This is a genomic window from Rhizobium sp. MHM7A (assembly GCF_005862215.1).
Lineage (GTDB): Bacteria > Pseudomonadota > Alphaproteobacteria > Rhizobiales > Rhizobiaceae > Rhizobium > Rhizobium bangladeshense.
The window spans coordinates 37,908-59,182 of record NZ_VCHT01000005.1 but is presented as its reverse complement, the minus strand read 5'-3'; the positions used below and the strand labels follow the sequence as shown (position 1 = coordinate 59,182).

At 62.5% G+C, this 21,275-nt stretch carries 20 protein-coding genes; 10 read left to right on the top strand and 10 right to left on the bottom strand.

The genetic code is table 11. The features are described 5' to 3' along the window. Positions 1-92: 92 nt before the first annotated feature. Both FFR93_RS18480 and mutS read right to left on the bottom strand, forming a co-directional pair. Positions 93-368, bottom strand: a complete 276-nt coding sequence (locus FFR93_RS18480) for a hypothetical protein (RefSeq protein WP_064707767.1) — start codon at positions 366-368, stop codon at positions 93-95. 11 nt (positions 369-379) lie between these two features. Next, on the bottom strand, positions 380-3,106 hold the full coding sequence (mutS, locus tag FFR93_RS18475; protein WP_138394287.1) for a DNA mismatch repair protein MutS: 2,727 nt from the start codon (positions 3,104-3,106) through the stop codon (positions 380-382). 113 nt (positions 3,107-3,219) lie between these two features. Between mutS and FFR93_RS18470 the strand changes: the two genes are divergently transcribed. Further along, complete coding sequence (locus tag FFR93_RS18470) at positions 3,220-5,502, top strand: NADP-dependent malic enzyme (protein ID WP_138394286.1); 2,283 nt, start codon at positions 3,220-3,222, stop codon at positions 5,500-5,502. Between the two features lie 269 nt (positions 5,503-5,771). Here the strand turns inward: FFR93_RS18470 and FFR93_RS18465 are convergent, their stop codons facing one another. The 5 genes from FFR93_RS18465 to FFR93_RS18445 form a co-directional block, all read right to left on the bottom strand. After that, complete coding sequence (locus tag FFR93_RS18465) at positions 5,772-6,650, bottom strand: GNAT family N-acetyltransferase (protein WP_138394285.1); 879 nt, start codon at positions 6,648-6,650, stop codon at positions 5,772-5,774. A gap of 108 nt (positions 6,651-6,758) precedes the next feature. Next, positions 6,759-9,038 carry an ATP-binding protein gene (locus tag FFR93_RS18460; protein ID WP_138394284.1) on the bottom strand — a complete coding sequence of 760 codons (2,280 nt, stop codon included), beginning with the start codon at positions 9,036-9,038 and terminating at the stop codon, positions 6,759-6,761. A 55-nt stretch (positions 9,039-9,093) separates the two neighbouring features. Beyond that, positions 9,094-9,597 carry a signal peptidase II gene (gene lspA / locus FFR93_RS18455; RefSeq protein ID WP_138394283.1) on the bottom strand — a complete coding sequence of 168 codons (504 nt, stop codon included), beginning with the start codon at positions 9,595-9,597 and terminating at the stop codon, positions 9,094-9,096. After that, entirely contained in the window at positions 9,594-10,454 is an 861-nt protein-coding gene (locus tag FFR93_RS18450) for an RNA methyltransferase (protein WP_138394282.1), read from the bottom strand. Before FFR93_RS18450 ends, lspA begins: the two co-directional genes overlap by 4 nt. Then, complete coding sequence (locus FFR93_RS18445; RefSeq protein WP_138394281.1) at positions 10,451-11,545, bottom strand: class I SAM-dependent methyltransferase; 1,095 nt, start codon at positions 11,543-11,545, stop codon at positions 10,451-10,453. The genes FFR93_RS18450 and FFR93_RS18445 overlap by 4 nt, the downstream gene beginning before the upstream one ends. A gap of 352 nt (positions 11,546-11,897) precedes the next feature. On the opposite strand from FFR93_RS18445, the gene FFR93_RS18440 reads away from it, so the two are divergent. Both FFR93_RS18440 and FFR93_RS18435 read left to right on the top strand, forming a co-directional pair. Next, the gene (locus FFR93_RS18440) at positions 11,898-12,353 is read left to right on the top strand and encodes a carbon monoxide dehydrogenase subunit G (RefSeq protein ID WP_064711754.1); all 456 of its coding nucleotides are present in this window, start codon (positions 11,898-11,900) and stop codon (positions 12,351-12,353) included. Between the two features lie 62 nt (positions 12,354-12,415). Further along, on the top strand, positions 12,416-12,850 hold the full coding sequence (locus FFR93_RS18435; protein ID WP_138394280.1) for a GNAT family N-acetyltransferase: 435 nt from the start codon (positions 12,416-12,418) through the stop codon (positions 12,848-12,850). Between the two features lie 20 nt (positions 12,851-12,870). Here FFR93_RS18435 and FFR93_RS18430 read toward each other — a convergent pair whose 3' ends face one another. The 3 genes from FFR93_RS18430 to sppA all read right to left on the bottom strand — a co-directional run bounded on the left by FFR93_RS18430 (position 12,871) and on the right by sppA (position 14,684). Beyond that, the gene (locus FFR93_RS18430) at positions 12,871-13,203 is read right to left on the bottom strand and encodes a LapA family protein (protein WP_064707777.1); all 333 of its coding nucleotides are present in this window, start codon (positions 13,201-13,203) and stop codon (positions 12,871-12,873) included. Between the two features lie 201 nt (positions 13,204-13,404). Next, on the bottom strand, positions 13,405-13,704 hold the full coding sequence (locus tag FFR93_RS18425) for an integration host factor subunit beta (protein WP_003544934.1): 300 nt from the start codon (positions 13,702-13,704) through the stop codon (positions 13,405-13,407). Between the two features lie 29 nt (positions 13,705-13,733). Then, positions 13,734-14,684, bottom strand: a complete 951-nt coding sequence (sppA, locus tag FFR93_RS18420) for a signal peptide peptidase SppA (RefSeq protein WP_064707778.1) — start codon at positions 14,682-14,684, stop codon at positions 13,734-13,736. A 224-nt stretch (positions 14,685-14,908) separates the two neighbouring features. On the opposite strand from sppA, the gene lptC reads away from it, so the two are divergent. From lptC to ptsN, 7 genes are all read left to right on the top strand, one after another. Next, positions 14,909-15,574: an LPS export ABC transporter periplasmic protein LptC gene (gene lptC / locus FFR93_RS18415; RefSeq protein ID WP_064707779.1), complete on the top strand. Its 666-nt coding sequence runs from the start codon at positions 14,909-14,911 to the stop codon at positions 15,572-15,574. A 15-nt stretch (positions 15,575-15,589) separates the two neighbouring features. Further along, positions 15,590-16,222, top strand: a complete 633-nt coding sequence (locus FFR93_RS18410; RefSeq protein WP_138394279.1) for an LptA/OstA family protein — start codon at positions 15,590-15,592, stop codon at positions 16,220-16,222. A 37-nt stretch (positions 16,223-16,259) separates the two neighbouring features. After that, positions 16,260-17,036 (top strand): LPS export ABC transporter ATP-binding protein, encoded by a 777-nt coding sequence (gene lptB, locus FFR93_RS18405; RefSeq protein WP_064707781.1) that lies wholly within the window; start codon positions 16,260-16,262, stop codon positions 17,034-17,036. 144 nt (positions 17,037-17,180) lie between these two features. After that, complete coding sequence (gene rpoN / locus FFR93_RS18400; RefSeq protein ID WP_138394278.1) at positions 17,181-18,740, top strand: RNA polymerase factor sigma-54; 1,560 nt, start codon at positions 17,181-17,183, stop codon at positions 18,738-18,740. 82 nt (positions 18,741-18,822) lie between these two features. Next, on the top strand, positions 18,823-19,734 hold the full coding sequence (locus FFR93_RS18395; RefSeq protein ID WP_246661336.1) for an EamA family transporter: 912 nt from the start codon (positions 18,823-18,825) through the stop codon (positions 19,732-19,734). Positions 19,735-20,027: 293 nt separating this feature from the next. After that, complete coding sequence (gene raiA, locus FFR93_RS18390; protein ID WP_003570772.1) at positions 20,028-20,603, top strand: ribosome-associated translation inhibitor RaiA; 576 nt, start codon at positions 20,028-20,030, stop codon at positions 20,601-20,603. Positions 20,604-20,676: 73 nt separating this feature from the next. Then, entirely contained in the window at positions 20,677-21,141 is a 465-nt protein-coding gene (ptsN, locus tag FFR93_RS18385) for a PTS IIA-like nitrogen regulatory protein PtsN (RefSeq protein ID WP_064707784.1), read from the top strand. Positions 21,142-21,275 lie beyond the last annotated feature (134 nt).

Sequence of the window (21,275 nt, the reverse complement as noted above, 5' to 3'; positions counted from 1 at the left end):
ACGGGCCTTCATACTGCAAGAACCTTTAAATTTGGCGAAATGGTGTTGTCATGCTGAAGCTTTGCCACAAGCTGCGGCGTTTCCGAAAAGCCTCACACTGCGACCTGCGCACGCAGCGAATACAGCACCTGCCGGGTCTCGCGCTGGATCTCCTCGAGCGTCGCCCTGTCGCATTCGCGGTAGCCCGCCTTGGCGATCGACGTTCCGAGTTCAGCGATCATAGCGCAGGAGTGAGTGATTTTCAGCAGGCCGATTGGCGATGTCCAGCCGCGCGCGTTGCGGTCTCCATCGGCGCGCCGCATCGTTTCGAGCATGGAGCAGATGAGCGACAGGCGCTCGGTTTCGCGAACCAGCTTCTCCATGAACATCGGCTGCGCTCCTATTTCAGCTTTTTCTTGAGATCGTAAAGCGCATCGAGCGCCTCGCGCGGCGTCATGTCGTCGAGGCTCATCGCCTTCAGCGCCTCCTCGACCTTCGATGGGCTGCGGGCCGTGTCCTCGCGGCGCACCGCCACCTGGAAGAGCGGCAGATCGTCGATCAGCTGGCTCGCCGGGTTCTTGCGGTCGGCATCTTCGAGGCGGGTGAGCACGTCGCGGGCCCGCGACACGACCGACGCTGGAAGCCCCGCAAGACGTGCGACCTGGATGCCGTATGAGCGGTCGGCGGCGCCCGGCCCGACCTCATGCAGGAAGATGACGTCGCCGTCCCATTCCTTGACCCGCATCGTGGCGTTCGATAGCCGGCCAAGCTTTTCCGACAGCACGGTCAGCTCGTGGAAATGTGTAGCGAAGAGGCCGCGGCAGCGATTGGCCTCGTGCAGGTGCTCGACGGCGGCCCAGGCGATCGAAAGGCCGTCGAAGGTCGCGGTGCCGCGGCCGATCTCGTCGAGGATAACGAGGGAACGGTCGCTCGCTTGATTGAGGATCGCCGCCGTTTCCACCATCTCGACCATGAAGGTCGAGCGTCCGCGCGCCAGATCGTCGGAGGCGCCGACGCGGGAGAAAAGCCGGTCGACAATGCCGATATGGGCCGTTGTTGCCGGCACGAAGGAACCCATCTGCGCCAGGATCGCTATCAGTGCGTTCTGACGCAGGAAAGTCGATTTACCGCCCATGTTCGGACCGGTCAGCAGCCAGATCGCCCCATCGCGATCGCCGGTTTTAGGCGAGAGATCGCAATTGTTGGCGACGAAGGGGCCGCCAGCCTGGCGGCGCAGCGCCTGTTCGACGACCGGGTGGCGCCCGCCTTCGATCGCAAACATCTTCGAGCCGTCGACCTGCGGTCGGCAATAGGCCTGCTCTTCGGCGAGCAGCGCCAGGCCTGCGGCGACGTCGATCACCGCGAGCGCCCTGGCGCCGGCCTTGATCGCCTCGGCTTCCGCCACGACTGCCGCCGTCATCCTGTTGAAGGCCTCGAGTTCGATCGTAAGCGCCCGATCGGCGGCATTGGCGATGCGGCTTTCGAGATCGGCAAGTTCGGTCGTGGTGAAGCGCATGGCGCTCGCCATGGTCTGGCGATGGATGAAGCGGGCCTTCGCCTCCGCCGTCTCCGTCATCGGCCCGGCATTGCCGGCGGTCACCTCGATGAAATAGCCGAGGATATTGTTGTGCTTGATCTTCAGCGATCGGATGCCGGTTTCCTCGGCATATTGCAATTGCAGTCCGGCGATGACGCGGCGCGACTGGTCTCGCAGCGCCCGGACTTCGTCGAGTTCGGCGCTCGCGCCGTCGCGCAGGAAGCCGCCATCCCGTTTCAGCAGCGGCAATTCATCGGCGAGCGTCTCGGCAAGCAGTTCTTCCAGCGGCGCGGGAAGCGCTTTCAGACCAGACAGCGCCTCGCCGAGCTCTTCAGGCAGCAGCGCGCTATCGAGCAGCTGCGCAAGGCCTGCCGCGGCTTGGAGGCCCTGGCGGATGGCAGCAAGATCGCGCGGTCCGCCGCGATCGAGCGCCAGGCGGGACAGCGCGCGCGGCATGTCGGGCACATGTTTCAGCGTGTCGCGCAGCTTGCCGCAGAGCGAGGGCTCTTCGATCAGAAAGCCGATCGAATCGAGCCGCGCATTGATGCGGCCGGGTTCGGTCAGCGGCGACATCAGCCGCTCGGCGAGAAGCCGCGCCCCGCCGCCGGTGACGGTGCGGTCGATCGCCTTCAGGAGCGATCCGTTGCGATCGCCCGACAGCGTGCGAGCAAGCTCCAGATTGGCGCGGGTGGCCGGGTCGATGAAGAGCGTTGAAGCCGCGCTTTCCCGCTCCGGCTTTCCAAGCGGCGGCCGCTCGGCGATCTGTGTCTTCTCGACATAGGCGACGGCGGCTGCGGCCGCCGCGAGTTCGGCGCGCGAGAAGCTGCCGAAGCCGTCGAGGGTCGAGACGCCGAAATAACGGGCGATCCGGCCTTCGGCGCTGGCGCTGTCGAAGAGAACCGCCGGCTGTGGCACGGCGGTGCGGCCAAGCACATCGAAGACGGGTTTGAGCTCGGCATCGTGGAAGATCGTGTCGGGCAGGATGAGCTCGCGCGGATCGATGCGCAGGATGTCGGCAAGCAGCCGCGAGCTTTCCGTTTCGGCAAGCCGGAAAACGCCGGTGGAAATATCGATCCAGGCAAGCGCGAGCGCCGGTTCGGCTCCGCCGCGGATGCGGGCAAGCGCCATCAGATAGTTCGATTCCGAAGGCGAGAGCAGCTTTTCCTCGGTGATGGTGCCTGGCGTGACGAGGCGGATGACGTCACGCTTGACCACGGATTTGGCGCCGCGTTTCTTGGCCTCGGCCGGATCCTCGATCTGTTCGCAGACGGCCACGCGGAAGCCGAGCGCGATCAGCTTCTGCAGATAGTCGTCGGCCGCATGCACGGGCACGCCGCACATCGGGATATCCTGGCCCATGTGCTGGCCGCGCTTCGTCAGCGTGATGCCGAGCGCGCGTGCGGCTTCCAGCGCATCCTCGAAGAACAGCTCGTAGAAGTCGCCCATGCGATAGAAGAGCAGCGAATCCGGATTGTTCGCCTTGATCTCGATATATTGCTCCATCATCGGCGTCGCCGAGGCGCGGCTTTCCGCCGTGGCGAGCTCGGCAGCCGAAAAGGCTTCATTCCCGGTGTCTATTCGTGCGTTCACGGAGGTGCAGTTTTTCCCAAAAAAACAGGTGCCAACCCTATCCGTGCGCCGCTATAGATGACAACTGCATTTGAGGAAGAGCGAAGCGTCGCCCACAGGACGTTGGAGGATTTATGCCCGATATCAACAAGAAGGACCGGCCGGTGACCTCGGTGACCGATCAGGAGGCGCTCGACTTTCACGCCATGGGCCGCCCCGGCAAGCTGGAGATCAATCCGACGAAGCCGATGGCGACGCAGCGCGACCTCTCGCTCGCCTATTCCCCTGGCGTCGCCGTCCCGGTCAAGGCGATCGCCGCCGATCCGCAGACCGCCTATGACTATACGGCGCGCGGCAATATGGTCGCCGTCATATCAAACGGCACGGCGATCCTTGGCCTCGGCAATCTTGGCGCACTCGCCTCCAAGCCCGTCATGGAGGGCAAATCGGTGCTCTTCAAGCGCTTCGCCGACGTCGATTCCATCGACCTCGAGATCGAGACGGAAAATGTCGACGAATTCATCAACTGCGTGCGCTTCCTCGGCCCCTCCTTCGGCGGCATCAATCTCGAGGATATCAAGGCGCCGGATTGTTTCGTCATCGAAAGCCGGCTGCGCGAGCTGATGGACATTCCCGTTTTTCATGACGACCAGCATGGCACGGCGATCATCGCCGCCGCCGGCCTGATCAATGCGCTGGAACTGACCGGCCGTGACCTTAAGACGACGAAGCTCGTCTGCAACGGCGCGGGCGCCGCGGCGATCGCCTGCGTCGAATTGATCAAGGCGATGGGCTTTGCGCCCGAAAATATCATCCTCTGCGACACAAAGGGCGTCATCTACCAAGGCCGCACCGAGGGCATGAACCAGTGGAAATCGGCGCACGCGGCAAAGACCGATGCGCGCACGCTGGAGGAGGCGATGAACGGTGCCGATGTCATCTTCGGCCTGTCGCAGAAAGGCGCCCTCTCAGCCAAGATGATCCGCTCGATGGCCGACCGGCCGATCATCTTCGCCATGGCCAATCCCGATCCCGAGATCACGCCGGAGGAGGTCGCCCGCATCCGGGACGACGCCATCATGGCGACGGGCCGCTCGGACTACCCCAACCAGGTCAACAACGTCCTCGGCTTTCCCTATATCTTCCGCGGCGCCCTCGATGTGCGCGCCTCCACCATCAACGACGCAATGAAGATCGCCGCCGTCAAGGCGCTGGCAAACCTTGCCCGTGAGGACGTGCCGGATGACGTGGTCGCCGCCTATCAGGGCAACCGGCCGCGTTTCGGGCCGCAATATATCATCCCTGTTCCCTTCGATCCGCGTCTGATCTCGGCAATTCCGGTCGCCGTCGCGCAAGCTGCGATCGAAAGCGGCGTCGCCCGCAAGGTCATCACCGACATGGCCGGTTATGCCCGCGAGCTTTCGGCGCGCCGCGATCCGATCGCCTCGACGCTTGCCAGCCTCTACGAGCGTGTCCGTCGCCGCCCGAAGCGGATCGTCTTTGCCGAGGCGGAGGAGGAACAGGTGCTGCGCGCTGCCATGTCCTATGCCAACCAGCAGCTCGGCACCGCCATCCTGCTCGGCCGCGAGGATCTGATCCAGGCGACGGCGGAGCGCGCCGGGATCGATCTCAACCGGCCCGGATTCGAGATCGTCAATGCCCGCATCTCGACCCGCGTCGAGGCTTATATCGACTATCTCTATGCCAGGCTGCAGCGTCACGGTTACCTCCACCGCGACGCCCAGCGGCTGATCCACAACGATCGCAACCACTTCGCCGCGACGATGGTGGCGCTCGGGGACGCCGACGGCATGGTGACGGGGATCACCCGCAACTATTCGACGGCGCTCGAGGATGTGCGCCGCTGCATCGACGCGAAGCCCGGCCATCGCGTCATCGGTGTGTCGCTGGCGCTCTGCCGCGGCCGCACGGTTTTCGTCGCCGATACGGCTGTGCACGACATGCCGACCGCCGAAGAGCTTGCCGATATCGCCGAAGAGGCCGCGGGCCTCGCGCGGCGCATGGGATATCAGCCGCGCGTCGCCATGCTTGCCTATTCCACCTTCGGCCATCCCTCGGGCGAACGCTCCGAGCGGGTGCGCGAAGCGGTCAAGATCCTCGATCGGCGGCGCGTCGATTTTGAATATGACGGCGAGATGGCCGCCGACGTCGCCCTGAACCGCAAGGTAATGGAGCAATATCCCTTCTGCCGGCTCTCCGGCCCCGCCAACGTGCTCGTCATGCCGGCCTTCCACTCGGCATCGATCTCGACCAAGATGCTGCAGGAACTCGGCGGCTCCACCGTGATCGGCCCGATCCTCGTCGGCTTGGACAAGCCGGTGCAGATCACCTCGATGGGCGCCAAGGATTCCGACATCGTCAACATGGCGGCGATCGCCGCCTATGGCGGTTCGTAGAGGGCTATCACGCCCGCATAGGGGACAGTGTTCTGTGCCCGGCAGATCGGCGAGGTCAGCCCCTGATCCGGCTGCCGCCACCTTCTCACGGCGAACGGGGCGAGGTGATATGCCGCGGCCTTTCCGTCCCCATCCATGTCTGGTGTGGCGGTCCCCTCGTCCTGTTTGGGGGGGCCGAAGGACAGTACGAGACCCGTGGCTCTACCCGGGCAAGTGTTAGGGTGAGGGGTAGCCGTTGCCCTTTACCAGACGGTAGTGCGACGAAGCGATCAGCTTGCAAAGCGGCCGGCGTCGGCGCCGTAGTAGTTCAGGTAGCGGTCGGAAATGCTGGAAATCGGCAGCACGATCAGCACATCGGTCGTGTTAAAGGCATGGTCGATGACCGCGCTGGAGCCGACCATCGCACCAAGTCGAAGATAGCCCTTGATCAGCGGAGGCAGGGCCATCAGCGCCCGCTTCGGGTTGACGGCCTCGGCCGGCATCAGATCCATGTTGCGGGCGAGATGCGGCAGCGCGCCGACCGCCCATTCGTCCTTCGCCAGCACATTGTGGTAGAGGAAGGACAGCGCCAGCGCGTGGCTTTCGAGATAGACGCCGGGGAACGAGGCGCAGCCGAACATCGCGCTCATGCCGTGCTTCAGCGCATAAGCCCAGTTGCCCTGCCACAGAAGCTCGACGGTGCGTTTGGTGCGGTATTCCGGCAGCACGCAGGAACGTCCGAGCTCCATGAAACGCTTGTCGGGATGCCTGGCGAGCAGGCTTTCGATCTCGAATTCGGAAGCCGAGTAAAAACCCCCATTGGCGGTGGCCACATCCTGGCGCAGCAGTCGATAGGTGCCGACGATCTGGTCTTCCGGATCGCCCTCGAGCGAGCGGTCGAGAACGAGAAGATGGTCGCAGAACGCATCATAGGCATCGAAATCGCGTTCGCGGCGCATGGCCTCCGGCGGCAGTTGCGCCTTCATTTCTTCGACGAAGACGCGGTAGCGCACGGCCTGCGCCGCATCGATCTCGCGTGTCGTGCGGGCAAGGCGGGTTTCCAGATTGCCGATCCGGCCGAGGATGTCGCCGTCCTTCTGCCCGGCAGCCGTCGACGGCCGTGCAGTCTCTGCGGTGACGTCACGATTCAGAATGTCAATGGAGGACATGGCGATTCTCCCGTTGCCGGCTTATCGACGCCATAAAACACTTCTGTACGACAGGAAAGTGACATATTGCATTTGCCGGCGCAACAAGCCTGTCGGTTCGGCGGCGCCTTACCGCGCCTCTGCCCGGCGGGCGGAAAGCGCTGCGACCGCCTGAACTTCCGTCAGCAGCCGCACCGGGTCCACCGGTTTCACCATGACGCGGTTGGCGCCGTTGAGCAAGACCTGGCGGCGCGATTCGTCGCTCTTGTCGGCGGTGAGTACGATCACCGGCACCGGGTCAAGATCAAGACGCCTTTCGTGGCCGCGCAGCCGCCCCAGCATGTCGATGCCGTTGCCGCCGGGCATCGACAGATCGCTGATGATGATGTCAGGCCGCTCATTTACCTCGCCGAGGGCGCAATCGAGCAGCGTCTCGAAATCTTCGACGTGATGCACCTTGTGTCCGCCCTTTTCGAGCATGACGCGCACCAGCATCGCATTGATCGGATCGTCCTCTCCGAGCAGAATGCGCAGGCCGTGTGCAGCAACCAGCGTCTCGGCCATGGGCGGGCCCAAGCCCGGCTGATTGTCGTTCAACGCGTCGCGCTTCTCCATGCCGCGCATGCGCCCGCGCAGCACATCGATCAACGACTGTTCCCGTAGAGGCCGGATGAGCCAGGCATCGAACAGGTCGAGCGGGTGGGCGCTGCGCTCTTCCGGATTGACGAGCAGAACCTTGCGCAGCCCGAGGGCGGCGATTTCGGCGCGGTCGGCGAGATGAGCCGAAAACTCCGCCGACATGCGATGGTCGACGATGATATCGGTCGGCCGCCGGCCGCCGGTCGCCATGCCGAGCAGCCTTGCTCGTGCCGTCTCGCCGTCCGCAACGAGCTGGCAGATGCCGCCGAGCGCGGTGATCGTCTCGGCGATGGCGGTGCGCGCCGCACCTGCCGGCGCCAAGAGCACGACGCTGTTGCCGGCAAGCAGCGTGTTTCGCCGGTCGGGCCGCTCGCTGCCGATGTCGACGGGGAAGCGGATCGAAAATGTGCTGCCCAGTCCCTTTTCGCTGGCAACCGTCAATGCGCCGCCGAATTCGCGCATGATGCGGGCGGAGATGGCAAGGCCGAGCCCGGTGCCGCTGCTCTTGTCGGCAATGGTGCCGCCCTGCTCGAACTCGCCGAAAACGCGCGCCTGCTCCTCCGCCGTCATGCCGGGACCGCTATCGGCCACGGTGATCAAAAGGTCGCCTGCGTCGAGCAGGACGCGGATGAAGACGCCGCCGGCCTGGGTGAACTTCACTGCATTGCCGATGACGTTGAACAGAACCTGGCGCAGCCGCGCCGCATCGAAGCTCATATTCTCCGGCACGTCGGACGACACCGTGGCGCCGATCTCGATACCCTTTTCATGCGCCCGGTGGGCGAGCATTTCGACGACACTTTCCAGGAGCTTCCGCAGCGATTCCGAGCGCGGATGCAGCTCGAAGCGTCCGACTTCGATGGTGGAAAAATCGAGCAGGTCCTCGACGAGCTGCGTCAGCGCGTGGCCGGATTGGCGGATGCTCGCGAGATAATTCTGCTGCTCCTGCGTCAGCCGCGTCTCGGCAATCAGGTGCGTCATGCCGAGGATGCCCGATAGCGGCGTGCGCACTTCGTGGCTGACGGTGGCTAGCAGCCTGGATTTGGCGGCGCTGTTATATTCGGCCTTCTGGCGAGCCTCCTCGCGGCTCTGCGCGATCAGCCGCTCTTCGGTGACGTCGCGGGCAACGCTCTGCAGCAGCAGGCGGCCATTGGCGGGATCGCGGGTCACGACGTCACGCCAGAGGAAGATGCGCTGACCTTCCGGTGTCGAAATCTCGACATCGTAACAATGCGGGACGGGGCCGGGCCGGAAGGCGAGGCCGATCTCCTCGCAGGTGCGTCCTTCCGGACGCAGCCGTCCGGTCAGGCGGCGAAACGTGTCATTGGCGGAGATGATGCGCCGGTCCATGCTGCGGCTGACGGTGATGTCGCCGAGCACGTCGTGCACGTCGGCAAACAGCTTTGCGCCGTCGTTCCACTCCGGCCGGGTCTGGCGGCCGGACCTGTTTGATCTCCGCCGGCGAACCATCAGGACGGCGTAGCTGGCGATGACCGCGAGGCCGAGAACGACAAGGCCGCCTGAGAGCAGCAGCGGGTCGCCGGCATGAGCAAGCAGCATGAGGATCGTCGCGGCAAGGAGGCCGGCGCCGCCCAGCCAGTAGAACAGGAGGCGCCGTGTCGGGGCCGCTCCTTGACGCTCATCGGTTTCCACAGGTGCCGCTGTACGCGGTCGCGGGGAGGGCTGCCCCATCCGCTCCTCAAGCGGCTTGGCGACGGGTCCGCCGAAGGCGGCGGACAATCTTTCCTGCAACTGTCCCAGGCTCTGCATGCTGTCTGCCTAACATGAGGCCCGTTCCGAATGCCTTCAGGAATTCGATAAGATTTTAGCGGCCGGCCTTTTTCGGCAGCAGCAGCTCCTCGAGAATGACGCAGCCGGCGCCAATGGTAATGAAACTGTCGGCGAGATTGAACACCGCGAAGGACCAGTTTTCGGTGTAGAACAGGATGTAGTCGATCACATGCCCGTAGGCGAAGCGGTCGACAAGATTGCCGATCGCGCCGGCAATGATCAGCGCATAGCCGAGATGGGCGAGCCAGCGGTCTTTTGCCGTGCGGTACCACAGCCAGATGACGAAGGCGACGATGACGAGCCGCATCCCGACGATGAACCAGCCGTCCATGCCAGATAGCATCGAAAAGGCGACGCCGAGATTATAGGTACGGTAGAGCGCCAGCATCGGAACGACGGGAACGGCTTCCTGCAGCGGCAGATAGTGGTCGACCGCGATCTTGACGGCCTGGTCGATGAGAACGGCGAAGAAGATGAAGAAGAGGATCGGCGCCGGGCGAGAAAACAGCGCGGGGCGTGCATGCGTCGGTTCGGTCATTTGCCCTCGGTAAGTGAGAGGAGATGGCGGCGCGCCTCGAAAAGCATGACAGCGGTGGCGACGGCGAGGTTCAGCGAATCGGCGCGGCCCTGCTGCGGAATGCGGGCAAGCGCATCGGCGTCTCCGGCGAGCTGGTCCGGCAGCCCGGATTGTTCGTTGCCCATCAGGAGCACTGTGGGCTTCCTCCGATAGTCGATCGTACGGTAGTCGACCGCGCCGGCCAGATGGGTGGCGACGACGGAAACGCCGGCCGACTTCCGCCAGGCCAGGAATTCCTCCGGCGTCGCCCGCGCCACGGGAACGGCGAACACCGAGCCCATGGTCGCCCGCACGGTTTCAAGCGAGAAGGGATCGGTCGTCTCGCCGATCAGAATGATGCCGGACGCGCCGGCGGCATCGGCCGTGCGGATGATGGTGCCGAGATTGCCAGGGTCGCGCACCCGGTCGAGCGCCACCCACGTCTCGCCCTCCTGCGGCCGGACGCCCCTAAGCGGCGTCCAGCGTTGCTCGAAGATGCCGATGACCATTTGCGGGTTGTCGCGCCGGGTGATCGAAGCGATCACTTTTTCGCTGACTTCGAGCACCAGACCGCCCGATGCGACGGTCTTGGCCGCCATCTGCTCGACCAGCGGCTTGCCCTTGGCGGCCTTGGCATAGACCAGCGTTCGGATCGTCCAGCCGAGCTCGATCGCATCGATGACAAGCTTCAGCCCTTCGGCGAGGAAAGTTCCGCTTTCCTCCCGCGACTTCTTGTTCGTCAGCGCCTTGATATCCTTGATGATCGGATTGGCGAGCGAGGTGACTTCCTTCACCTGGCCGACCCTGCGCGGTCCCTGATCGTGGAAATCCTTGGTCATTTCGGCACCCAGCGGGAAAAGAGGGAGGTGGAAAGCGCGCGGCCCGGCGTCTTGCCGTCGAGGCCTGCCTCGCGAATGACCAGCTCGCCGGATTCGACCGCGCCGCCGGCGCCGCGCATCGTTTCGCGCATCAGCTCGTGGATAGAATAGAAGCTGGCGCGGATCGAATAGGCCGTGAGCACCAGGCCGGCCGCCTTCGGGGAGAGAATTTCGCGGCAGACATCGAGCATCAGCGGCAGATGCTCGAACAGATGCCATACTTCGCCATTCGGGCCGCGGCCGAATTTCGGCGGATCGGTGAGGATGATGTCGTAATGGCTGCGGCGGCGCTCCTCGCGCAGGATGAATTTCATCGCATCCTCGCAGATCCAGCGGATCGGCAGCTTCTCCATGTGCCCGAGCGCCTGGTTCTCACGCGCCCATCCGATCGCCTTCTTCGACGCGTCGACATGGGTGACCTCGGCGCCGGCTGCGGCGGCGACCAGCGAAGCGACGCCGGTATAACCGAAGAGATTGAGTACCTTCAGCGGCCTGCCCGCCTTTTCGACCGCCTCTTTCATCCAGCTCCAGTGGACGATCTGCTCGGGGAAGACGCCGACATGTCGGAACGAGGTGAAGCGGCCGAGGAAATCGACGCCGAGCAGATTGAGCGGCCAGGTCTCCCCGAGTGCGGCCTTCGGGAAGCGCCAGCGGCCGGTGCCTTCCTCATCGGGATCGCCGGTGAAGACGGCATCGACCTTCTCCCAGATTTGGGGCGCCAGCGAAGGCCGCCACAGCGCCTGCGCTTCCGGGCGAATGATGCGATAGGGGCCGTATTGCTCCAGCTTTTGGCCGTCGCCGCTGTCGATCAGGTGGAAATCGCCGGCGCCGAGTGATTCGAGAATGACAGGCACGCGTTCCACCGGCCGCTCGCCGGTGCGGGTCATCAACAAACGCCCGGCTGCGACAGGGGCTAAAGCCTCGCGCGCCGACCCGCGAGCAGCGGCAGGCGCGACCGGCTTCGGCGGCCGGCCGGCCCGAGCGTCCCTCCGGCCCTCACCGGCGGGGCCTGATGTCTTCTTCTGGCCCGGCCGGCTCTCTCTCTGTTTCAACGTGCTCTTCCGCGTCTTTTCGGGGTGGCGTGATAGGCCTGCGTCCTCGGCAGGACCTGGAATTATGCAGTAGCCCAGAAAACCGTACCGGATCAACTGCGCAGGGCGCGGGCTTTATTTCAAACTCCGGAGGCCTGCGCGCGCAACCGATTGTCACTACATAACTGTGGCCGGCGGCGAAGGTACGGAAGCGCGGCGGATGCGAACCGCGGCCCAGGATGAGGACGTTGGACTTGTAGCACCCTCCAATTCCACGCACCGGATCGCAAGCCGGCCGGATATCATTTTCTCACGCCTTGGCAAAAGGCTTTCACCTTGGGATAAATCGACCGAATCGAGATAGGACCATCGAATGGATTTCACCGGCGAAGAACTGATCGCCGCGCCGCGGGACCTCGTCTGGGCAGCGCTCAACGATCCCGAAATCATGCGCGGCTGCATCCCGGGCTGCCAGCGCATCGAGCGGCTGTCGCCAGACGCTTTCGAGGCGACGATCAAAGTGAAGTTCAGTCTGCTGTCCGCCACTTTCCATGGGCTGCTGACGCTGTCCAATGTCGATGCGCCGAAGAGCTATACGCTGTCGGCGGAGGGCAAGGGCGGCATTGCCGGCTTCGCCAGGGGCAGCGCCGATATCGTGCTCGAGGAGAGGGGCGACGAGACCATCCTGCATTACCGCGCCAGGGCCGAGCTGGGCGGCAAGCTCGCACAGCTCGGCGCGCGTCTGCTCGATTCGACTTCGCAGAAGCTCGCCGTGGGGTTCTTTTCGGATTTCAACGCCGCCGTCGTCGCGAAGGCTGCGACCGGCTGAATGCCGCCGAGCGCTTCGGCTTTAGGCTTGGCGCGGGCAGGAACCTTTGTTATTCCGGCATCATGACATGGACCATCAGGCCGCCGCGGGCGGAAGACCAGGTAATGCTCGCGGATATCTATCTTTCCGTGCGGCGCCAGACATTCGTCTGGGTCGATCCCGGCAAATTCCACCGCGAGGATTTTTCCGCTCATACCAATGGTGAGACGATCTTCGTCTGCGACCATGCCGATGGCGGCCTTGCCGGCTTCCTGTCACTCTGGCCGGAGGACGATTTCATCCACATGCTCTATATAAGGCCGGAATTCCAGGGTCTCGGCGCCGGCACGGCCCTGCTGCAGGCGCTGCCGGAATGGCCGCAACATAAGTACCGGCTGAAATGCCTGGTGAAGAACCGGCGCGCGAAGGCCTTCTACCTTTCCCGCGGTTTTGCGGTGACCGGCAACGGCGCCTCGCCGGAAGGTGATTATGAGGAGCTGAGCTTCCACCCGGTTTGACGCGCCTGTGAAAGGCAATCTTACCGCGACGGCAACTGGCTGGCGATGTCTTCTGCACGGGTCCTGTGGCGGTCGGCCTCGCCCTGCCAGCGAATGGCTTCCTTGGCCTCGGTACGGGCGCGCTTGCGGTGTTTTCCCTGGCTGAACCAGGTGGCGGCCGAGCCGATCAGCATGCCCGATATCAGCGCGATGAACAGGAAGACGAAGAAGGGCGCGGAGACCGCGAGCACCGGGTCGTCTGGCCGGAACGGATTGAAGGCGAGCGTGACGCTCTGTCGGTTGGCGACGCAGAAGACGATGAGGATGACGCCGAGCGGCAGCAGAATCAAAAGGTTGACGATCTTCTTGGCCATTTCAGGTCTCCACGCTTGCGCCTGTTATACCGGGCGCGTTCCTGCGCCAGCGCCACGCATGCAACATGCGCAAAGGACGCTGTAGCAGTTGAATCCAGGCATCGAGACAAAATGGATGATCATCTCGGCTCGACACGCCAGCAGAATAGAAAAACAGCCCTTAAGTTCAAGTGCGGTTTCGCCGCAGGCAGCTTGCGCCGCTCAATCCTCTTCGTCGGCTTGGCCGGGATTGAGCCGCTCGCGCAGTTCCTTGCCGGTTTTGAAAAAGGGCACCCATTTCTCCTCGACGAAGACGGTATCGCCGGTACGCGGGTTGCGGCCGGAGCGGGAAGGTCGGTTCTTGACCGAAAACGCGCCGAAGCCGCGTAATTCGACGCGGTTGCCCGCAGCCAGTGCATCGGTGATCTCGTCGAGAACCGCGTTGACGATATTTTCGACGTCGCGATGATAGAGATGCGGGTTGCGTGCCGCAACAATCTGCACCAATTCGGACTTGATCACAGTCGCCCCCTTAAATTATTGATTTCTTATCAATCGCGGCCAACCTGCCAAACTGAAAGCAGCCCGTCAAGAAGCAACTTTGGGGGCAGGATTCCATTGATATCCTGGCCTTTGACGAGATCGTCATAACCGAGGATCGTAATCAACCGCGAAACAGCCCCGGCGAGCAGAAAGGGCGTATTGTCCTTCTTGTCCCAATCCACCATCGGCAGATCGGCGTCGACGCCGCGCGATTTGAGATAGGAGCGGATTTCTGCCTCGCCGCCGATCGTATCGACGAGCTTTGCCGTGAGCGCCTGCCGGCCGGTATAGATCGTGCCGTCGGCGAGCTTCAGCACCTCCTCGCGGGGCAGCTTGCGCCGGTCAGCGACGAGGTCGACGAACCAGTTATAGCTGTCGATCACCATGTTGCGGATCATTGCCTTGGCTTCCTCGCTTGCCTCGTGGAAGGGCGAGGGCTCGGCCTTGAGCGGCGAGGATTTGATCTCCTGCAGAGATACGCCGATCTTGTCGAGCAGCGGCTGGATCTGCGGATACTGGAAGATGACGCCGATCGAGCCGGTGATCGAGCTGTCACCGGCAATTATGGTATCGCCGGCGGTGGCGACCATGTAGCCGGCGGAGGCGGCCAGCGTGCGCACGTCGGAGACGACGGGCTTCTTGGCTGATATCGCACGGATCGCCTTGAAGACTTTTTCGCCGCCATAGGTCGTGCCGCCGGGCGAGGAGATCGAAATCACCGCAGCCTTCACGTGATCGCTGGTCTCGACCTTCTTCAGCCGCTCCAGAAGCTCGTCGTCATCGACGATCAGCCCCGATATCGTCACATGGGCGATATGCGGGCTTGCCGTGCCGGCTTCCCCGAGGGCGAAGCGGTAAAAGGCAACACCGAGCGCCACGATGAGGGCGGCCGCGACGATGCGCCAGAAGCCGAGCTTGCGGCGCAGCCGCCGGCGATCCGCGATGATCGAACTGTCCATAGAAACCTCCAGCGCTGGCCCGGCGTCGGCGTGACGCCGATGGATCCGGTAAAATTGATGGCAGCGGCGCGTACGAAAGCCACTTTTTGATGTTTTTCCGTTTTGTTGCTTGTTGCAGAAAAAATTCCATATTGGCAAGCCAATGTAATAATGCGAAACGAACTGTGATTGCTGGCCGCTTTGTTACGTAGCCGAGGCAAATCACCGTACATGGAACGAGACCTATGCTCGATACCCTGAAGAACAACGGACATGCCGCTTATGCGGGCTCCGGCAGGAGCCCCTATGGCGACGCGTTGTTCCATTCCGCCCGCGTGCGGAGACTGAAGATTTTGCTGCCATTGGCCGCCCTCATCGTCGCCGGCGCCCTCGCGACGGTGGCTTTGGTGAGCCTGTACCTGCCCGAAAACGTCAAGTTCGAAGGCGCCAAGATCGAGAACGGTAAGGTCGTGATGGAAAAGCCGGCAATTGCCGGTCGCAACTCCGACGGCGTCAATTATTCCATGCTTGCCGAAAGGGCGCTGCAAGACATCCGCAATCCCGATCTCATTACCCTCGAGACCATCAAGGCCGCCGTGCCGATGAATGACGGGCTGATTGCCCGCGTCGTCGCTTCGACCGCCGATTACAATCGCGCCACCGACAATCTGCATATGACGGCTCCCTTCACCTTGGTGCTGAGCAGCGGCCTGAACGCGCAGTTCCAGTCCGCCCGGCTCGACATCAAGGGCGGCAACATGCGCAGCGACGACCCCGTGACCATCACAAAGGACAATGCTTCCATTGTTGCGAAGAGGCTGGAGATAACCGATAAGGGGCGGGTGATCACATTCGAGGGGAATGTTCGCATGAATGTCGATCCATCCACCATCCATAAACAGGGCACTTAACCAGCCGGGTCACCCATGACAAAAGATTGTCGCATTTCAGCTTGCAAGACTGGCATAGCATTCGTTGCCGGCGCATTTGCCCTTTTTCTGACTGCCTCGGGCGCGGGCGCGCAGTCGACGACCATGTCGGGAATGAAGCTTTCCAACGACCAGCCGATCCAGATCGAAAGCGACAAGCTGGAGATCCACGACCAGGAGCACACGGCTCTTTTCACCGGCAATGTTAAGGTCGTCCAGGGCACGACCACGCTGCAGTCCGGCAAGATGACGGTCTACTACAAGGACAAGGCGGCAAAGCCCGGCGCCGGCGCGGCGGCGCAACCCGAAGCAAAGCCGGAGCAGTCGGCCTCGCTGGCATCGGGAAGCGCCGATATCGACAGGATCCTGGTGACCGACAAGGTCTATCTGGTCTCGGGCACGCAGACGGCGACTGCCGACGACGGCAGTTTCGACATGGCCTCGCAGACATTCGTCCTCACAGCCGATCAGGGAAACAAGGTGATTCTGTCGGACGGGCCGAATGTCTTCACTGGCTGCAAGCTGACCGTTCATATGCAAACCGGGCGGGCGCAGCTTGAAAGCTGCGGCGGGCGTGTCCAGATTCAGCTCGATCCGAAATCGCAGCCGAACGCGCAGAAGCAGAACTGAACCGGCCTCCCACGTGAAATTATCATCGCTATCAACCATGTTCGGCAGGCCTGAGCCACAAGCTATGGGTGCCGCCGACAAGAGCCGCTATCAGGGAACGTTGATCGCCCGTGGTCTGACGAAGACCTATGCGACGCGCCGCGTCGTCAACGGCGTCTCCCTGGTGGTGCGTCGCGGCGAAGCCGTCGGCCTGCTCGGCCCGAACGGTGCCGGCAAGACGACCTGCTTCTACATGATCACCGGTCTGGTGCCGGTGGATGAAGGCACGATCGAGATCGATGGAAACGATGTCACGACCATGCCGATGTACCGCCGCTCGCGCCTCGGCGTCGGTTATCTGCCGCAGGAGGCCTCGATCTTTCGCGGGCTGACGGTGGAAGAAAATATCCGCGCCGTCCTCGAGGTGCATGTCAAGGACAAGGCCGAGCGCGAGCAGAAGCTGAACGAGCTGCTGGAAGAGTTTCATATCCAGAAGCTGCGCAAGAGCGCGGCCGTCGCCCTTTCCGGCGGCGAACGCCGCCGCCTCGAAATTGCGCGAGCGCTTGCAACCGACCCGACCTTCATGCTGCTCGACGAGCCCTTCGCCGGTGTCGACCCGATTTCGGTCGCCGATATCCAGAACCTCGTCCACCATCTGACGGCGCGCGGCATCGGTGTTCTCATAACCGACCACAATGTGCGTGAGACGCTCGGTCTCATCGACCGCGCCTATATCATCCATGCCGGTGAGGTGCTCACCCACGGCCGAGCGAACGATATCGTCAACAATCCGGAAGTGCGCCGGCTCTATCTCGGCGACAATTTCAGCCTCTGATCCCTCGCATATTCACCTTGCCGCGTAGTTCCGCTTGACCAAATGAGATAAAAAAGCAATTTTTGGGCCAACTGGATTTCCGTGGCCTGAAGCGTTTATCGGACGCGGTTTCCCGGAGGAATCGAGGGGAGTTTCGCGTCCGTCATGGCACTGTCCGCCAATCTATTCCTGCGCCAGAGCCAGTCCCTGGTCATGACACCGCAACTGATGCAGTCCATCCAGTTGCTGCAGATGACGCATTTCGAGCTCACCCAGTTCATCGCGCAGGAAGTGGAGAAGAACCCGCTGCTCGAATTTCCGTCGAATGACGGAGAGGCGAGCGACGAACGGGCGGCTATCGAGGACGAGCAGTTCGGTCATTCGCCGGAGGACGCGGGCTCGGACGACGGCGCCGAAAATCGCGCCGAGGCGCTGTCGAGCGACTGGTACGACACCGGCGGCAGCGAAAGCACCAGCAGGCTGAACGACGAGCTCGATGCCAATTACACCAATGTCTTTCCCGATGACGGTGGCCCGCAGCGCCTCGACGCACCGGAACTCGTCGGTCAGTGGAAGTCGATGCCGGGCAGCGCCGACGGCGTCGATTACGACCTCGACGATTTTGTCGCCGGCCAGGTGTCGCTGCGCGATCATCTCGCTCAGCAGATCCCCTTCGTCCTGCCCGATATGAGCGACCGGCTGGTCGCCCAGAATTTTGTCGATCAGCTCGATGATGCCGGTTACATCCAGGTCGATCTTGGCGAGACCGGCGAGCGGCTCGGCACAAGCCTCACCCAGGTCGAACACGTGCTTGCCGCCCTCCAGACGCTCGATCCGCCAGGCGTTTTCGCGCGCAGCCTCGCCGAATGCCTGGCGATCCAGCTCAGGCAGAAGGACCGCTACGACCCTGCCATGCAGGCGCTGGTCGAAAATCTCGAACTGCTGGCGCGGCGTGACTTCGCCACGCTGAAGCGCCTCTGCGGCGTTGATGAGGAAGATCTTCTCGACATGCTCGGCGAGATCCGCCAGCTCAACCCGAAGCCCGGCAGCGGTTTCGAGACGGGTGTTTCCGAAGCGATCATGCCCGATGTCGTCGTCAGGCCCTCCTCGGACGGTGGCTGGCTGGTCGAGCTCAATCCCGATACGTTGCCGCGGGTGCTGGTCAACCAGTCCTATTTTTCCCGGGTGACCAGGAACGGCGAGGATCATGCCTTCCTTTCCGAATGCCTGCAGAGCGCCAACTGGCTCACCCGCAGCCTCGATCAGCGGGCAAAGACCATCATGAAGGTGGCAAGCGAAATCGTCCGCCAGCAGGACGCCTTCCTGCTGCACGGCGTCGACCATCTGCGGCCTCTGAACTTGAAGACAGTGGCCGAGGCGATCAAGATGCATGAATCCACCGTCAGCCGCGTCACCTCGAACAAATATATGCTGACGCCGCGCGGCCTCTTCGAGCTCAAATATTTTTTCACCGTATCGATCGGCTCAGTCGAGGGCGGCGACAGCCATTCCGCCGAGGCCGTGCGTCACAAGATCCGCACGCTGATCATGCAGGAGAGCCCGGACGCTGTGCTCTCCGATGACGATATCGTCGACATGCTGAAGAAGGGCGGCATCGATCTCGCCCGCCGCACGGTGGCCAAATACCGGGAGGCGATGAACATCGCTTCCTCGGTCCAGCGCCGCCGTGAGAAGCGGGCGCTCGCCAAGGTCGCAGGCTTCTGACGCGGCAGGATGCTTCGACCCTGATCGAAGCATCCGCTCGGCAAATTCGGCTATTTCTCGGGTGTCTTGAACGAATATCGATGTGCCCATGACGCCTGAAAATCCGAACCTTGCCAGAGAACTTGTCCTGCTTCTGGTGCTGGCGACCCTCTGGGGTTCTTCCTACACCTTTATCAAGATCGGGGTCGAAACGATCCCGCCGGTGACGTTGATTGCGGTGCGCACATTGATCGCCGGCGCGATTCTGCTCGCCATGCTTCGCCATCGGCATGTCCGCCTCCCGAGCGATCGCGCGACATGGCGCCTGTTTGTCGTTCAGGCCTGCTTGAACAGCGTCATTCCTTTTACGCTGATCGCCTGGGCGGAGCAGTCCGTCGATGCCGGACTGGCTGTGATCCTGAATTCGGCGACGCCGATCTTCACCTTCCTGCTGACAGTATCGATGACCCGCCATGAGCAGGTGGCGGTACGAAAGCTCTTCGGCGTCGTGGCCGGGATTGCCGGCATCTGCCTCGTCGTCGGCGTCGAAGCGCTCGGCGGTCTTGGCGAAAGCCTTATGGCGCAGCTTGCCATCATCCTGGCGACCATCTGTTATGCAGGTGCCGCGATTTTCAGCAAGAACTTCAGAGGCCTCGATCCTGGCGTGCCGGCGGCCGGGTCGTTGATCTCGGGCGCGGTCATTCTAATGCCCATCAGCCTCGTCGTCGACCGGCCCTGGGCGCTCGATCCCTCGACCGCATCGGTGCTGGCGCTGCTTGCCCTGTCCGCCTTTTCGACGGCGCTTGCCTTTACGATCTATTTCCGCCTCGTTCAGACGCTGGGTTCGGTCGGGACCACATCGCAAGCCTATCTCCGGGTGCCGATCGGCGTTGCGATCGGTATCGCCTTTCTCGGCGAAAGGCTGAGCCCGACGGCCTGGATCGGACTGATCTGCGTTATTCTCGGTGTCATCGCCATGACAGTATCGCGCACAACGCAGACGCGAAGCGCGTGAGGGCATGCGGAACCATATTCGCTGAAATGCCCTTTTCATAAGGGGTTTGCTGCACTTTCTGCGAGCGCGCCCGATGCCGAATCGACGCCCTATTGACTTTTTGGTAACCTCTGGCTAGAAGCCCGCCGCAATCGGCGCCGTGAACGGCGTTTTGAAGTTATCCCCATCATCCCAAGGGCACCGAGGACCCGTAGGCCTACGCCGATCTTGCTTGAGATTGCGCGAAGTGCTTGGATGAACCCGAGGCTTGGCGTAAACTGATACCCGCAAACGACCATAAGAAGGGAAACTCCATGAGTGTGCGTGTATCCGGGAAACATATGGAAATTGGTGAATCCTTCCGTCAAAAGATCGAGGACCAAATTGGTATGGCCATCACGAAATACTTCGATGGGGGGTATTCCGGCCAGGTCACCGTCGAAAAGGCGAGTTCTCGTTTCTCGGCAGACTGCAAGCTTCATCTCGACAGCGGGGTGGTGCTTCATGCCGCCGGCGAAGCGACGGATCCGCAGCTTGCTTTTGACGCCGCTTCCGAGCGCATCGAGAAGCGCCTGCGCCGCTACAAGCGCAAGCTGAAGGACCATCATGCCGGAAACCACCTGAATGGTTTTGCAGAAGTCTCCTACACGGTCATGGACTCCGTTCCTGATCACGAGGATGAAATTCCTGACGATTTCGCCCCGGCAATCGTCGCTGAAAGCACGAAGCAGCTGAAGACCATGTCCGTCGCCACCGCCGTGATGGCGCTTGATATGACCGACGAGCCGCTTCTCCTGTTCCGCAGCCCCGGCAAGGAACATTTGAATATCGTTTACCGTCGGCATGACGGAAATATTGGCTGGATCGATTCGGCCAATATCAAAGGCTGAGATCAGGGTGGTGAGCGGCGGTATCGCCGCCGCTCCTCGCATCGACTGATCCCGGCGACAGAAGGAAAAAGAAATGGCATTGGCAGATTTGCTCCATCAGGATGCGATCATTCCCGCCCTCAGAGTAAATTCCAAGAAACAGTTGCTTCAGGAATTGGCGGCAAGAGCCGGGAGGATCACCGGGCTCTCCGAACGGGAGATCTTCGACGTCATTCTGCAGCGCGAACGCCTGGGTTCGACCGGTGTCGGCAACGGTATCGCCATTCCCCACGGCAAGCTGGTGAACATTCATTCAATCGTCGGCATCTTCGCCCGGCTGGAGCAGCCGGTCGATTTCGAAGCGCTGGACGATCAGCCCGTCGACCTGGTCTTCCTGCTGCTTGCGCCGGAGGGCGCCGGCGCCGATCATCTCAAAGCCTTGTCGCGCATCGCCCGCGTCCTGCGCGATCAGGACCTTGTTGCAAAGCTGCGGGCCACCGATTCCGCCTCGGCGATCTATGCCTTCCTCAACGAGGAGCAGACGTCGAACGCCGCCTAGAGCAATTCCAGGAAAAGTGTGAAGCGGTTTTCCGTCCGGAATTGCGTAATCCAAAAGGTTAGAGCGGTTCTGCGCTTCCGTGAAAAGCTGAACCGCTCTAACCGCATCGATCCGTGAAGGAAAAAAGGCGCCTG